Consider the following 14,310-nt stretch of genomic DNA (forward strand, 5'->3'; position numbering starts at 1 on the left):
CCGGACCCCGGCCGCCGGCGGGGTCAGATACCGCCGATCCCCACGTACTTGGTCTCCAGGAACTCCTCGATGCCGACGTTGCCGCCCTCGCGGCCCAGGCCGGAGTGCTTCACCCCGCCGAAGGGGGCGGCCGGGTTGGAGACCACGCCCTGGTTGAGGCCGACCATGCCGGTCTCCAGGCTCTCGCTGACCCGCAGCGCCCGGTTGAGGTCGCGGGTGTAGAGGTAGCTGACCAGGCCGTACTCGGTGTCGTTGGCGACCCGCAGCGCCTCCTCCTCGGTCTCGAAGGGCAGCACCGGTGCCACCGGGCCGAAGATCTCGGTGGTGGACAGCTCGGCCTCGAAGGGCACGTCGGCGAGCACGGTGGGCCGGTAGAAGTGACCCGCGCCCTCACCGGGGCCGCCGCCGACCAGCACGCGCGCGCCCCGGTTGACCGCGTCGTCCACCAGGTGCTGCACCTTGTCGCGCGCCTTGTCGTCGATGAGCGGCCCCACGTTCACGCCCTCGTCCAGGCCGCGGCCCATGCGCAGCGCGCCCATGCGCCGGCTGAGGCGATCGGCGAACTCCTCGGCGACCCCCGCCTGGACGTAGATGCGGTTGGCGGCCGTGCAGGCCTCGCCGATGTTGCGCATCTTGGCGAGCATCGCCCCGTCCACGGCGGCGTCCATGTCGGCGTCGTCGAAGACCAGGAAGGGCGCGTTGCCGCCCAGCTCCATGGAGGTGCGCAGGACCTGCCCGGCGCTCTGCTCCAGCAGCTTCTTGCCGACCGCGGTGGACCCGGTGAAGGACAGCTTGCGGATCCGGCCGTCGCTGAGCAGCGGCTCCGTGACCGAGCCGGGGTCGGTGGTGGGGATGACGCTGAGAACGCCCTCGGGAAGGCCCGCCTCGGTCATGATGCCCGCGAGCGCGAGGGCGGACAGGGGGGTCTGGTGGGCGGGCTTGAGCACCATGGTGCACCCGGCGGCGATGGCGGGGCCGATCTTGCGGGTGCCCATCGCCATGGGGAAGTTCCAGGGGGTGATGAGCATGGAGGGGCCGACCGGCTGGCGCATGACGAGGAAGCGCGACTTGCCGTCGGGGGACATGGAGAACGTTCCCTCGATGCGGACGGCCTCCTCGGCGAACCACCGCAGGAACTCCGCGGCGTAGGCGATCTCCCCCTTGGCCTCGGCCAGGGGCTTGCCCATCTCCAGGGTCATCAGGACCGCCAGGTCCTCCTGGCGCTCCATGAGCAGCTCGTAGCTGCGGTGCAGGATCTCGCTGCGCCTCCTCGGCGGCGTCCTCATCCACTCGGGCTGGACCCGGTGCGCGGCCTCCAACGCGTCGAGGGCGTCCTCCTTCCCCGCGTCCGCGACCTCACAGAGCACCTCGCGGGTGGAGGGGTCCTCCACCGCGAAGGTGTTCCCCGAGGAGGCGTCGCGCCACGTCCCACCGATGAACAGCCTCTTGTCCACCTGCGCGACGACCCGTGCTTCCTGATCCGACATGTTCACTACTCCCCGGTCGAGAATCGGCCTGTGGTCAGAACTGCCCAACGTGCGTCCACTGGACACCGTCGCTGCCCGGATGTTTCCATAGCAGCGTCGATTGTCAACAATCCTACGGAACCAGTGACACGGAATCGAGGCATCGCATGGCGGAGCTCTCCCCGATCCTCAAACAGGCGACCCCGGTCGTCGCCGCACGAGGCGAGGGTGCCTACATCTACGACGAGGACGACCGCCGCTATCTCGACTTCACCGCCGGCATCGGCGTCACCAGCACCGGACACTGCCACCCCCGGGTCGTGGCCGCCGCGCAGGAGCAGGTGGCCACCCTGGTCCACGGCCAGTACACCACCGTGATGCACCGCCCCCTGCTGCGGCTCACCGAGCGGCTCGGCGACGTGCTGCCCGCGGGGCTCGACCGGCTGTTCTACGTGAACTCGGGCAGCGAGGCCGTGGAGGCGGCCCTGCGGCTGGCCAGGCAGGCCACCGGCCGGCAGAACGTGATCGTGTTCCAGGGATCGTTCCACGGCCGCACCATGGGCGCCGCGTCGCTGACCACGTCCGGGGTCAAGATCCGCGCGGGCATCGGCCCGCTGGTGCCCGGCGTGGTCGTGTCGCCCTTCCCCCACGCCTACCGGCTGGGCATGTCCGAGGCCGACGCGGTCGCGTACGCGCTGCGCGAGCTGGACTACCAGTTCGCCACGGTGACCTCCCCGAAGGACACCGCCGCCGTGTTCGTCGAGCCGGTACTGGGCGAGGGCGGCTACGTGCCCGTGCCGGACGCCTTCCTCCAGGGGCTGCGCGAGCGCGCCGACCAGCACGGGTTCCTGCTGGTCGCCGACGAGGTGCAGACCGGCTTCGGCCGTACGGGCACGTTCTGGGGGCACGAGCCCTCGGGCGTCCGCCCGGACGTGGTCGTCACCGCCAAGGGTCTGGCCAGCGGCTTCCCGCTGTCGGCGATCGCCGCGCCCGCCGCGGTCATGGAGAGGGCGTGGCCGGGTTCCCAGGGCGGGACCTACGGCGGCAACGCGGTCTCCTGCGCCGCCGCGCTCGCCACCCTGGACGTGATCCAGGAGGAGGGCCTGGTGGAGAACGCCGCGCGCATGGGCGAGCGGCTGCGCCTGGGTCTGGAGAAGGTGGCGGAGGCCAACCCGGTGATCGGCGACGTGCGCGGCCGGGGGCTGATGCTCGGCAACGAGTTCACCGCCGCCGACGGCACGCCCGACGGCGCCACCGCCGCGCGCGCCCAGCAGGCCGCCGCCAGGAACGGGCTCCTGCTGCTCACCTGCGCCCCGGAGGGGAACGTGGTGCGCATGATCCCGCCGCTGATCGTCAACGGCGAGCAGGTCGACAACGCGGTGTCGCTGTGGGCGGCCTCCGTGGAGGAGGCCGTCGCGGGCTGACCCCGGCCCGTCCCTTCCGCGACGCACCGCCCCGGCACGGGTTCCGTGCCGGGGCGGTCACGTGTCCCGACGCACTCCCCCGAGGCAACCCCGCGTCGGGACCGTGCGTCGGACACGGGAAGGACCCGAGACGGAAAGGGGCCGCACCGGTGGCGGATCGTGGGAGGAAGGTCATGAGCACCATGGGCGGCGGCCCGCGCCCCGTCCTCGATCCCGCGTTGCCGCCCCGTATCGCCCGAACGCTCGGGAAGCGACCGTCCGCCCTGCTGCCGAGAAGGGCCTGGGCGGAGCAGTCCCGGTTCCCCGACCGAACCCGCGTGATGGTGGCCGGGGCGGCGGTGGCCGCGCTGAACACGGCCTGGATGCTGGGGAGCGGCCCGCTCCTGTGGTGGTCGGCTCCCCTGTACTTCCTCGGGCTCCTGGCCCAGGCCGCGGTCGTGGGGGTGGCGGGGTTCGCCGCCACCCGCGTACGGTTTCGCCCCCTGCTTCCGCCGTGGTCGTCCACCGGGGCCGGACGCCGGCTGTGGAGGGCGCTGTCCCTGGGCTTCGCGCCCGCCACCCTGGTGACGTGGTTCCTCTTCCCCGCGCCGGACTGGGTCTTCACCGTCGGGTGGTACGCACCGGGCGCCCTGTACGCGGCCGTCGCGCTGTGGACCGGGTGGTGGGGTCCCCGGGGCGACCGGCTGGCGGCGGCCCACGCGGACCGCTACCTGGTGGCCGCCGACCTCGGCCGCTACGGCTCCGAGCTGATCCTCCGCGTGCAGAGGACGGTCGACGCCGTCGAGGAGGCGGAGCGGCGACTGGGCGACTCCTTCGACTCGGCGCGTTCGCTGGCGGTACTGCGTGACGAGGAGTGGCGGATCGCCTCGGTGCTGTACCACCACGACCGGATCCGCGAGGAGCACCGCGCCGACTCCCGCGCCGCCGTCTCCGACCGGGTGCGCGCCCTGCTGAACCGGCAGCACGAGCGGCAGGAGGCCGCCTACCGTGGGCTGGCGGCGCAGGTCGACGCGATCCGTGGGTACGGCGTCGCCGTCGAGGAGGCGCTGCGTGCCCACACGGAGTGGGAGCAGCTCGAACGGGCGGAGGCGCGCGGCGCCCGGCTCGCCGAGCTCCTGGCCCGCTCGACGTCCGACGGAGGCAACGGCGAGCTGCTCCGGGACGAGGTCCTCGGCGCCCGCGCCGCCAAGGAGGCGCGGGACGAGCTGATCGGCCGGGCGCTGGAGGCCGGACGCTTCCTGGGGGCGCCGGGGCCCTGACCTGCGTGCGGCTCCACGGCCGGTCCCGCACCGGATCTCCCGGCTCGGGTCGGCGAGCACGCGCGCGGTACAGGCGCCCTTCCCCGCCGGGCGGGTCTCAGCCGAGGTCCGGGCCGACCGGGATCCTTCCGGGGCCCGCTTCCCCTGCATCGGTCTGGGGCGTCCTCGGGCCTCGGCGGTGTTCCGTGGTCCCTCCGCCTTCCCCGCCGGAAAAGCAGAAAAGCCCCGAAGGGGACACCTTCGTCGCGGAGTGGAACCCAGCGGACCCCATAGTCCACCCCCTCCGGAGGTAGACCTCCATGGACGCGCGTTCGCCGAAAACGTTCACACGCCATACCGAAAACGATTCGGTGAGGCTATGACATAGGGCACATTACAACTTTGTTACCAGTAGGAACACGGAAGCGTCTCGAACGGATCGCGGATCCGGGTTGACGCCATGGTCGCGCGGTCGACAGATTGGGCCCGTCTTTCCAGCCCCTCGTGTGAGGCGATCCCGATGATCGATCGAAGACCGCTCCTCGGCGGAGCATCCCCCGCCGCCGGCGGCGGCACCCTGCTCGCCGCGACCGGTCGACCCCGCTGAACACCGCCGAGCGCCCGCCCACCGGTCCCGCGGCGCTCCACGACCACGGGACCACCGAGGACGGCGGGGCCTCCGGCTCCGCCCTCGACGACGTCCCGGGCCTCGCGTCCTACGCCCGGGACCACGCACCGGCGTCCCTCGACGTGGCGCCGACCCCGTTCCAGCCCTTCCCCGGCCGGGATGCCTGCCCGCCCCGGCCCCTTCCCACCCCCGAATCCGAGGTGCTTCCCATGCCCACCCGCGTCCGCGCCGGCAGCGCCGTCCTGGCCTGCGCCATCACGCTCCCCCTGACGTCCTGCGCGACGGGATCCCCCGTCGAGGTGGAGACGGTCGCCGACCGAGCGTCCGCCTCGTGCGGCCTGTTCTTCGACGACTTCGACTACGGCGGCCCCACCGACCCCGCCCTGCGCGACCAGGGCTGGAACGTCCGCAGCTGGGCCGGCGGCCCCGGCGTGCCGGGCGCGTCCTGGGACGCCGACAACATCTCCTTCACCGAAGAGGACGGCGACTCCCTGTTGCGCCTGACCTCGACCACGGACGGCACCCCGGCGGGCACCAGCCAGGCCGAGCTGACCTTCGGTGAGGAGAAGTTCCACGAGGGAACCTACGCCGCCAAGGTCAGGTTCGCCGACGCCCCGGTCTCCGGCGAGGACGGCGACACCGTGCTCCAGACCTTCTACACGATCACGCCCCTGGCCTACGACAACGACCCCGCCTACAGCGAGCTCGACTTCGAGTACCTGCCCAACTCGGGTTGGGGCGCCCCCGCGGAGGCCATGTACCTGACCTCGTACCACACCTACCAGCGCGACCCCTGGGAGGCGGACAACACCAGCGACGTGGTGAACCGCTCCTTCGCGGGGTGGCGCGACCTGGTGGTCCAGGTGGAGGACGGCGTGGTCCGCTACTACGTGGACACGCACCTGGTGGCCGAGCACGACGGGAGGTACTACCCGTCGTCGCCGATGTCGATCAACTTCAACCAGTGGTTCATCGACATGAGCGGCCACACCGGCGGCCCGAGCACCTACGTGCAGGACGTCGACTGGGTGTACCACCAGCAGGGCGAGTCCGTGGCGCCCGAGGAGGTCAACCGGCGCGTGGGCGGGCAGCGCAACGCCGGCGTCTCCCGCGTCGACGGGGTCGTCCCCGGCGGGACGTGCTGACCCGCCGACACCCGCGCCCACCCGCTTCCGGGTCGGCGGCACCGGCGCACCGCCCGCGTCGGTGCCGCCTCCGCGTCGGACCGACCGTGGGGCACGGACCGGCATGACCGGCCCCACACTCACAAAACGGTTCGAGGCCCTCTGACACCGTGATAGAGTCAAAGACGTCGCCAGGGAGACCGGGCGACACACAACTGAACAACCTGCACTCGTAGCTCAATGGATAGAGCATCTGACTACGGATCAGAAGGTTGGGGGTTCGAGTCCTCCCGAGTGCGCCACCTTGAGACAGTGGCAGAACGGCCCTGAACGGCGAAAACGCGGTTCGGGGCCGTTCTGTGTACAGCCCGGCCTCACGCCCGGCCCCGTGTGGGGGCCAAGTAACCCCCAGACCGCCCCTGCCCTGACCTGCGGTTCTTCCCGCAGGTCCGCGTGGGAGCCAACGCGTCAGAAGATGGGCCATGCGACATCCCCTCCTCCGTCAGTTGGAACACTCAGCGAGCGCAGAACTGGGTGGCCGGTCCGATCGCTGTGTCGGCTTCACCGACGTCGCCGTACCCACCGCGGTCGGCTACCGGCGGGCACTGACTCCTCCCCAGCTCGTCCAGGCCCTGCGCATGCTGGACGCGCCTGGCTATGCGGCGCGTCTGCTGGCCCCTCAGTTCCACGGCCGGCTCGTCGCCTCTCCCCTCCCTCCCGACCGCTGGTGGGAACCTTGGCCGCATGAGACGCAGGAATGGCTGCACCAGGCCACGTCAGGCACACACTCGCCTCCCGGTCAGGACGCTCCCGGCGGTTTCAGCGACGACGACCCCGACCAGGCCCGCGTGACGGCCTCGGGCGTCTTCGAGTTACTGGCGGAACGTAAAGAAGACCTGTACCTGCTCCTCCAAGGGCTCCTCCAGCAGGGGCGGGTGGCGTGGACCGACGAGGAGTCCTGCTCCACCATCGTGGTGGAGGACAAGGCAGGCCGCGACATCCTGATCAGGATCTTCCGCCGTGACCACAGTCGGCCGGAGAAACCACCGCCCGGCTTCCCGGACGCGATCCCATCGCTTCGGCGACCTTCGCTTGGGGCTCCTGGACCTGCTGGGCGAGGAGATGGCGGAGCTGGACGAGGTGTTCGAGGGCGCCCTGATCCGACCAGGTCTCACGGTGACCGGAGGCTCGGTCCTGGTCCTGCCCGACGCCTCCGGTTTCGACCTGCTGTCGAGCGTGGGGATCCGGAAGCGCGCGCCTGAGCGGTCGACGGCGGTCGACACGGCCCGTGCCTCCTGCTTGGGGCACCGGCGAGGACCCGAGGAAGAGAGCGCAGCCTGGGAGGCAGAGGACGACCAGGACTGAGAGCGGTTCCTCCCCGGCGCCAGGAGGATGGACGTGCCGGGTCGGCCGACGGGGTCCCACCCTGGGCCCACCAGCACGGCGCCTCCTCCGCAGCGAGGCCATGCACCCTAGCCGAACGGGGTTTTTGTGGCGCACCCGGTAGGAGGCAAACCTGCGTCCATCGGATGAGCGGTCCGTGTGAATCGCCATGGACAGGGGCAAGCCGGTCCGGTCGGTGCTCAGGTGGGTCTTCGCGCCCTTCCTGCCCCGTTCGACAGGACTCGGACCTGTCAGGCCCCCTGCGGGCGCGCATGTTGACCGAGTCGATCGCGCACCGCGACCAGTCCAGCTCACCGCGGGTGCCGAGTCCGTCCCACACCAGCCGTTCGGCCTTCAGCGGTGGTTCTCCACGGTCTCGCTCTCGCTGGTCGCGACCGGGCTTCCGTACCCCCGCTGAGCGGTGGCCCTTCTTCTCGGACCCGGCGGCTATAGCCGTCTCATGTGCGGGCCCTGCCCAGGCCGAGATCTCCGGGTGCGGCTGGAGTGTCAGCGGGATATCGCCCCGAGTTCGATCGCCTTGTTGATGGAGTCGACTCGCGAGGTGGCGCCGATCTTGACGAATATGTTCCTCATGTGGCGCTTCACCGTTCCCTCGGTTATATTGAGTTCCCGCGCGATCTGCCGATTGCTCCTGGCGTTGGCCACAAGGCTGATGATCTCCGTCTCGCGTTTGGACAGAGCATGGCTGGCTTGAGGTTTGATTGCGACAGTACTGCGGATCGGCAAATGGATCGACCTGGACGTCGTTCGCTGCCGGGTCGTGCGAATGACCTCGATCAGGATGTCCAGCGCCACGTCCTTGTGGAGGTACCCGGAAGCACCGGTGTTGAGCCAGCTTCCGATCGTGTTCAAGTTGTCGGCGCTCCCCAGCAGGAGCACCCGCAGATGCGCCATCCGGTGAATGGCGCTCCTAAGCTGTGCGAGGTGGGAGGCATCGGAGGAGCTGACGTCGACCAGAACTAAGTCCGCGTCGACCAGCTTCGCTAAGTCATAAATCGAATCCACGGTTTCGGCGACTTTGAAATCGAATTCCCGCCGGAACGCAAGGGGCTTGAATACCTCCGCACACCCAAATGCAACTACTCTAACCTTCTGCTGTACCGCGTATTCTACAGTGCTAGTCACAGCGGCCCCTTCCATCATTTTCGATGATGCAGATCGGACTGGTGCACTAAATGGGCATCGGAAGGATTGCTTCAGTTTTCCTATATTATTTATTCTATGTACGTGAAGTCACCGGGACAATGTGTCTTGCATCACATCCGGGGACTTTGGAACGAGAAGTCGCCGATGCCTTGTCTATCTGCGGTTATGGATTCCATGAAGATCACGGAACCGTTTTTGATCTTCCTTTTTGAGTTCTGGTGCCAAAGCAGGACGGGGCTCGGCCGTCAGAAGTGCCGGGGCTGACGGCCGAACCCTGCCCTTGGCTCTCAGAGCAGCTGGGCCAGCGCCACGTTGATGGGAAGGGGGCCGCTGGCGACCTCGAACGTTCGATTGATCGTCGCCGGCTCCTGGAGCGATGCGGTGACGACCCCCGCGAGGTCCGCCCGGCTGAGGGAGCCCGCACCGGCGTCGTTCAGGACGACGCGGCCTCCGGCCGGCGCGTCCGTCAACCACGGGGGCCGGATGACCGTCCACTCCATCCCCGTGGTCGCCAGTCGCTCGTCCGCCTCCCGTTTGGCCTCCGCGGCCGATAGCAGGAATCCGGGCAGGACCTCGGGCCGGTCGACCCCGGCCATCGAGATCTGGATCCACCGGGTGACGCCGGCCCGCTGAGCGGTCGACATCGCGGTGATGACCCCGTCACGGTCCACACGCGCGGCCTGTGAGATGTCGCGGGCAGCGGCGGCGTTGACGACGGTGTCCACCCCGGAGAACGCCTTCTCCATCTCCTCGGCCTCCCACGTGAGGTCGAAGAGGCGGTGTTCGCTTCCCCGGTCCGAGGACGCGTTCACCTGCCTCGGATGGTGGACACCGGCGGCGACGGACGAACCCGCTGCCGCGAGCGCCTCGACGACCAAACGTCCTGTGGCACCCAGAGCTCCGATGACGAGCGTGGTCACGAGATCGTCTCCTTCATGTGCGGTCCGGTCTCCTCCTGCTTCTTGGAGCCCGGTTCCCGTCCGCCCCTGACGAACAGCGCGCAGACAGCGCTGGCGAGAACCACCACGACCCCGACCCAGAGCGCCGGCTGCATCCCGGCGATGTAGGCGCCGTCGAAGTCGCTGGTGTCGGACGCCGCCAGGAAGGCCGAGGAGAAGACGGTGGTGAGGACGGCGATACCGAGTGCACCGCCGAACTCCCGCACCGTGTTGTTGATACCCGAGGCCTTGCCCTGCTCGTGCGGCTTGACGGAGCCCATGACGGCGACGGGGTTCGCCGCGAACATCAGGCCCATACCGACCCCCGCCGCCAGCAGCGCCGGAACCAGAACGAGGTAGCTCAGCCCCGGTTCGGCGACGTAGGCGATCCACCCGAGCCCGGCGGCCTGGAGCCCCGAGCCTGCGGCCATGAGCGGCCCCGTGCCGATACGGCTGATCAGCTGGCTGGCCAGTGGCACCACGATCATGGGGGCCATGGTCCAGGGCAGGGTGGCCAGACCCGCATGGAAGGGCGAGAGGCCGACCGGGCCCTGCATGAACTGGGCGAAGTAGAAGATCGAGCCGAACACGCCGAAGTACATGGCGAACGCGGCCACGTTGCTCAGCACGAAGTCACGGCTGCGGAACATGCTGAGCGGGATAAGCGGAGAGGTGGTGCGCGACTCCCAGAAGAGGAAGGCGGCGAGCAGTACGGCCGACAGCCCCAGAGCCAGGACGACCGTCTGCGTCCATCCCTCATGGGCCTGCACGATGCCCCAGACCGCGATGACGACGGTGACCGTCACCAGCAGAGTGCCGAGGACGTCGATGGTGTCGTCCTCACCTGTGCTCTCACGGAGCACCCACAGGGCCAGGGGGACCGCCAGCAGGCCGATGGGCAGGTTGATCCAGAACATCCAGTGCCAGCTCAGGGCTTCGGTGAGGACGCCGCCGACCAGGGGGCCCATCGCGATCCCGAGTCCGTTCAGCCCGCCCCACAGGCCGATGGCGAGGTTGCGCCGGCTCTCGGGGACGGCGCTGACCACGAGGGTCAGGGACAGGGGCAGGATCGCCGCGGCTCCCAGTCCCTGCACCGCGCGGGCAGCGATGAGCGTCCCGATGGACTCGGACATGGCGCAGGCGATGGAGGCCAGGGTGAACAGCACGATGCCCCCGGCGAAGACCCTGAGCCGGCCGAACCGGTCTCCCAGGCCCGCTCCGGCGAGGAGGAACCCCGCGAAGGACAGTGCGTACGCGTTGACCACCCACTGGAGCAGGTCCTGGCCCACGCCCAGGTCCTCACGGATCGACGCCAGTCCGATCGTGACGATGAGGTTGTCCAGGGAGACCATGACCATCGGGATTCCCGTAGCCAGGGTGACCCAGAGAAGGCTTTGTGATCGTTGCATGGTGAATCCGCCAATCGATCGTGCGGCTCAGACTCGCCGCAGTACGAAGATGTCCGAGGTCCCGCCGCCCATCAGCACGCCCACGTCGCCGCTGAGGACGTAGTCGCCGAAGGGGGTGATGGCTATGTTGGTGGGCCCCTCCACCGGCCAGGGTTCGTAGCGCCGCTCGATCCGCGCGCTGTCCCAGCCGTCTTCGGAGCGGAGCACGGTCACGGCGTCGGTGCCGCTGGGGATGCCCGCGTTCTCTCCGATGGAGTTGGTCACGACGTAGAGGGATCCGTCGGGGCGGAGCCGGACTCCGTCGGTGCCGAGCATCGGCTCGGGCAGTTCCACCTCGGTGACCCGGCTCTCCAAGGGCTCGTCGAGGTCGATGCGGAAAAGCTCCCCGTTGTCGTAGCGAACAGCGAGAAGGTAGTTGTCCTCGTGCCACACGATGCCGTTGAGCCCGACCATGTCCGCGGCGAAACGCTCGTCGTCGGCCACCACCTCGGGCTCGCCCTCGGTGGAGATCCCGTAGAGGGTCTGGCTGACGGAGTCGGTCACGTAGACGGTCCCGTCGGCGTCGTAGGTGAGGTCGTTGCCGAAGGTCCGGTCCAGGCCCCCGGAGATGTCGGCGTCGAAGATCAGCTCCAAGGAGTGGAGGTCGAACGCGGCCACCCCTGAGGTCGGGGGCATACCGGTGTCGGCCTCCTGACGGGTCCAGAAGTCGCTGTAGGCGACCAGAATGCGGTCACGTTCGGTGTCGACGCGGACCCCGAGTGTGGAGACGGGTCCGATGCTGGGAACGAGTTCCTCCGTCCTGCCTCCGGGGTGGACCAGGGCCAGGTTCCCGTGCAGGGCCGAACCGACGATGAAGGCGTTCCTGGTGGGATCCCAGGCGATCCCCTCCGGGTACAGCTCGGAGAAGTGGCCGACGATCTGTCTGGCGTGGGGGTAGGGCGGTCTGGGGACGGGTTCGGCCGAGGCCGTGGAGACGGGGGCGAGGCAGGCCGCGAGCACGGCTCCGGCGATGGAGGTCGCGGCCGTGGTCCGGGCACGACCTCTGGTCTCAGGAGTGGGACTGCGCACAGGGGGTTCCTCTCGTGTTGTGCTGGGACGGACCCTTCGGGGTCCCTGCGGGGGTCAGCGGGACTTGAGGGCACCGCCGTCCACGACGAAGTCGGCTCCGTTGACCGACGCCGCGTGCGGTGAGGCGAGGTAGACGACCAGTGAGGCGATCTCTTCGGGACGCACGAGCGAGCCGGTGGTGACGCCCATGCTCTCGGGCAGCCTTCGCAGCAGCTCGTCGTGCGTGATGCCCTGCTGCTTGGCGAGCCGTGCCCCGTAGCCGTCCGGTCCGGCCCAGAGGTCGGTGAGCACCGGACCGGGGGAGACGGTGTTGACCCTGACACCCCGCGGGCCGAACTCCTCGGACAGCGCCTTGCCGAACGAGGTCAGCGCGCTCTTGGCCGCGGTGTAGTGGACGGGTCCGGCCGAGGGCATGTGGGCGGCGTTCGAGGAGATGTTGACAACCGATCCGCCCCGTTCGAGCAGGCTCGGCATCGCGGCGCGGGTGGTCCGGACGGCGCTGAGGAGGTTGAGGTTCAGCGCGGTCTCCCACCTCGCGTCGTCCAGGGACAGGAAGTCGTTCGCGCCGCTTCCCGCTCCTCCGCCGACGTTGTTGACCAGGAGGTCGACCCCGCCGAACCTCTGAAGCGCCAGATCCACCAGCGCCTTGGGGCCCTCAGGTGAACCGAGGTCGACGGAGGCGTGGGGAGCGTCCTGGAGCGGAGCCTGCGCGGTGCGGGCACCGGTGACCACGTGGGCTCCCGCTTCGATGAGGGCCTCGGCGATCGCCCGTCCGATGCCCCTGCTGGAGCCCGTAACGACGGCCACCTTGCCGTTAAGTCGCAACTGCATACTTCAGATAACCACCAAACTGGATCGGCAGTGCCTCCATACAAGTACCAAGTAAGACAGTACTGTAGCAAGTACTTGTTTATGTGGGTCTTGGATGAGCTACTATGTGGCGTGGCAGGTGCGGTAGGCATGAGGCGGAGAGAATGAGGGGAGCACATGGCTGAGCAGCGGCTACGTGCGGACGCGGAGCGCACGGTGCAAACGATCCTGGAGGCCGCGGAGGGGGTCCTGAGCCAGAACCCCACCGTCTCGATGGAGCAGATCGCCGAGGCCGCCGGTGTGGCGCGCAGCACCGTGCACCGGCGCTTCGCCACGAGGGAGGTCCTGCTGGAAGCCCTGACCGAATGGGCGTGCCGCCAGTTCGCCGACGCGGTCGAGTCATCCAACTCGGAGAACACTCCGCCGATGGTCGCTCTGTACGTCGTGACCGCGAACGTGCTGCGGGTCAAGGCCAGCTGGGGGTTCGCGATGAGTCGTCCGGTCGCCGAGGGCTCCGTGGCCGCCGAGATCCACGCTGACGTGTCCCAGCGCTGCATCAACCTCTTCGAGCGCTGCAAGGCGGCGGGGGTCATGCGCGAGGACGTCGACACCGAGTGGGCCCAGAAGGTCTACTACTCGCTGATCGACGAGTCCACCCGTACGGACCCGGAGCGCCTCAACCCGGAGGAGCAGGCGACACTCGTCGTGGACACGCTCCTGCGCGGTGTGGGCACCCACAAGGAACACTTCTGACCCCGGCCCCGCCTCATTTCCACTTTGGTGGCATTGACCCCTCCATGCCGTTGAGAAATTCTGCGAAGCGACTCCCGGAAGCATCTTGAATGAAAGGCTGCGAGCCGTGGCATGTTACTTTCGAGTTCTCGGGTCACTTGAGGTGATGGGTGATCGCGGTGTTGCGTTGAACGGCAGAAAGGTTCGTCAACTTTTCGGGTTGCTTCTCACACACGCGGGCAGGACGGTCACGGTCGACTCCGTCATCGAGGAACTGTGGGGGGACGCCGCCCCGGCGACCGCGGTGGAGACGGTGCGCACGCATGTCTTCCATCTCAGGAGGCAGCTGAGCGCCGCCCTGGGCCGGAAGGCCGGAAAAGAACTGCTCCGCACCCGGAGCCAGGGATACCAGGTCACACTGGTGGAGGACCAGTGCGACCTGTTCCTCTTCGACCGGTTGAGGCGCCAGGGCCAGACGCTCCTGCGGGCCGGCCGGTTCGAGGAGGCGGTTGACCGGTTCGACCAGGCGATCGAGCTGTGGCGGGGTCCTCTGCTCGACGACGTGCCCAAGGGAAGCATTCTGGAGGCGGAACGCGTTCGCCTCGAGAACACGCGCAACCGCCTCTGCGAACTCCGTATCGAGGCGATGATGAAGATGGGAGGACATCGCGATGTCGTCGATGAACTCCGCGACCACGTGAACTCCGATCCGTTGAACGAATGGTGGCATCTCCAGTTGATTGACGCGCTTCACCATTGCGGGCGGCGGGGTGAGGCTCTGGGCGCCATCCGTGCTCTACGCGACCTTCTCAGGAACGAACTCGGGTTGGAGCCGTCGGCGGAGGTCCAGCGGCTCCAACAGAGAATCCTCAACCCGGTGTGATGACGGGGTCGTCAGAGGCCCTTGATCTCGCAGACCACGG

Annotated in this window: 12 protein-coding genes, 1 tRNA gene and 1 pseudogene; 7 read left to right on the forward strand and 7 right to left on the reverse strand. The window is 68.8% G+C overall.

Annotated elements, in window-relative coordinates; all coding sequences use genetic code 11:
- Positions 1 to 23: 23 nt before the first annotated feature.
- Positions 24 to 1,487 (reverse strand): NAD-dependent succinate-semialdehyde dehydrogenase, encoded by a 1,464-nt coding sequence (locus tag A6A08_RS03540; RefSeq protein WP_073701007.1) that lies wholly within the window; start codon positions 1,485 to 1,487, stop codon positions 24 to 26.
- Positions 1,488 to 1,633: 146 nt separating this feature from the next.
- Between A6A08_RS03540 and A6A08_RS03545 the strand changes: the two genes are divergently transcribed.
- The 5 genes from A6A08_RS03545 (at position 1,634) to A6A08_RS27340 (ending at position 7,245) form a co-directional block, all read left to right on the forward strand.
- A complete protein-coding gene (locus tag A6A08_RS03545) occupies positions 1,634 to 2,890 on the forward strand; it encodes an aspartate aminotransferase family protein (RefSeq protein WP_073701008.1) in 1,257 nt (418 codons plus the stop codon).
- A 173-nt stretch (positions 2,891 to 3,063) separates the two neighbouring features.
- Positions 3,064 to 4,149 carry a hypothetical protein gene (locus tag A6A08_RS03550; RefSeq protein WP_242422082.1) on the forward strand — a complete coding sequence of 362 codons (1,086 nt, stop codon included), beginning with the start codon at positions 3,064 to 3,066 and terminating at the stop codon, positions 4,147 to 4,149.
- Positions 4,150 to 4,965: 816 nt separating this feature from the next.
- On the forward strand, positions 4,966 to 5,901 hold the full coding sequence (locus A6A08_RS03555) for a glycoside hydrolase family 16 protein (protein ID WP_073701010.1): 936 nt from the start codon (positions 4,966 to 4,968) through the stop codon (positions 5,899 to 5,901).
- Between the two features lie 205 nt (positions 5,902 to 6,106).
- Positions 6,107 to 6,182, forward strand: a tRNA-Arg gene (locus A6A08_RS03560).
- 790 nt (positions 6,183 to 6,972) lie between these two features.
- Positions 6,973 to 7,245: a hypothetical protein gene (locus tag A6A08_RS27340; protein ID WP_143181652.1), complete on the forward strand. Its 273-nt coding sequence runs from the start codon at positions 6,973 to 6,975 to the stop codon at positions 7,243 to 7,245.
- Positions 7,246 to 7,424: 179 nt separating this feature from the next.
- Here A6A08_RS27340 and A6A08_RS28110 read toward each other — a convergent pair.
- The 6 genes and pseudogenes from A6A08_RS28110 to A6A08_RS03590 all read right to left on the reverse strand — a co-directional run.
- A pseudogene (locus tag A6A08_RS28110) lies at positions 7,425 to 7,618 on the reverse strand (IS5/IS1182 family transposase); the annotation flags it as partial.
- 152 nt (positions 7,619 to 7,770) lie between these two features.
- Positions 7,771 to 8,409: a response regulator transcription factor gene (locus tag A6A08_RS28540; RefSeq protein WP_242422083.1), complete on the reverse strand. Its 639-nt coding sequence runs from the start codon at positions 8,407 to 8,409 to the stop codon at positions 7,771 to 7,773.
- A gap of 308 nt (positions 8,410 to 8,717) precedes the next feature.
- Positions 8,718 to 9,350 carry an NAD(P)H-binding protein gene (locus A6A08_RS27875; RefSeq protein WP_073701012.1) on the reverse strand — a complete coding sequence of 211 codons (633 nt, stop codon included), beginning with the start codon at positions 9,348 to 9,350 and terminating at the stop codon, positions 8,718 to 8,720.
- A complete protein-coding gene (locus tag A6A08_RS03580; RefSeq protein ID WP_073701013.1) occupies positions 9,347 to 10,777 on the reverse strand; it encodes an MFS transporter in 1,431 nt (476 codons plus the stop codon). The genes A6A08_RS27875 and A6A08_RS03580 overlap by 4 nt, the downstream gene beginning before the upstream one ends.
- A gap of 27 nt (positions 10,778 to 10,804) precedes the next feature.
- Entirely contained in the window at positions 10,805 to 11,845 is a 1,041-nt protein-coding gene (locus tag A6A08_RS03585; RefSeq protein ID WP_073701014.1) for an SMP-30/gluconolactonase/LRE family protein, read from the reverse strand.
- 54 nt (positions 11,846 to 11,899) lie between these two features.
- Positions 11,900 to 12,676, reverse strand: a complete 777-nt coding sequence (locus tag A6A08_RS03590) for an oxidoreductase (RefSeq protein ID WP_073701015.1) — start codon at positions 12,674 to 12,676, stop codon at positions 11,900 to 11,902.
- Between the two features lie 156 nt (positions 12,677 to 12,832).
- On the opposite strand from A6A08_RS03590, the gene A6A08_RS03595 reads away from it, so the two are divergent.
- On the forward strand, positions 12,833 to 13,408 hold the full coding sequence (locus A6A08_RS03595; RefSeq protein ID WP_073701016.1) for a TetR/AcrR family transcriptional regulator: 576 nt from the start codon (positions 12,833 to 12,835) through the stop codon (positions 13,406 to 13,408).
- A gap of 145 nt (positions 13,409 to 13,553) precedes the next feature.
- A complete protein-coding gene (locus tag A6A08_RS03600; protein ID WP_073701017.1) occupies positions 13,554 to 14,270 on the forward strand; it encodes an AfsR/SARP family transcriptional regulator in 717 nt (238 codons plus the stop codon).
- Positions 14,271 to 14,310 lie beyond the last annotated feature (40 nt).

This window comes from Nocardiopsis sp. TSRI0078 (assembly GCF_001905145.1).
Lineage (GTDB): Bacteria > Actinomycetota > Actinomycetes > Streptosporangiales > Streptosporangiaceae > Nocardiopsis.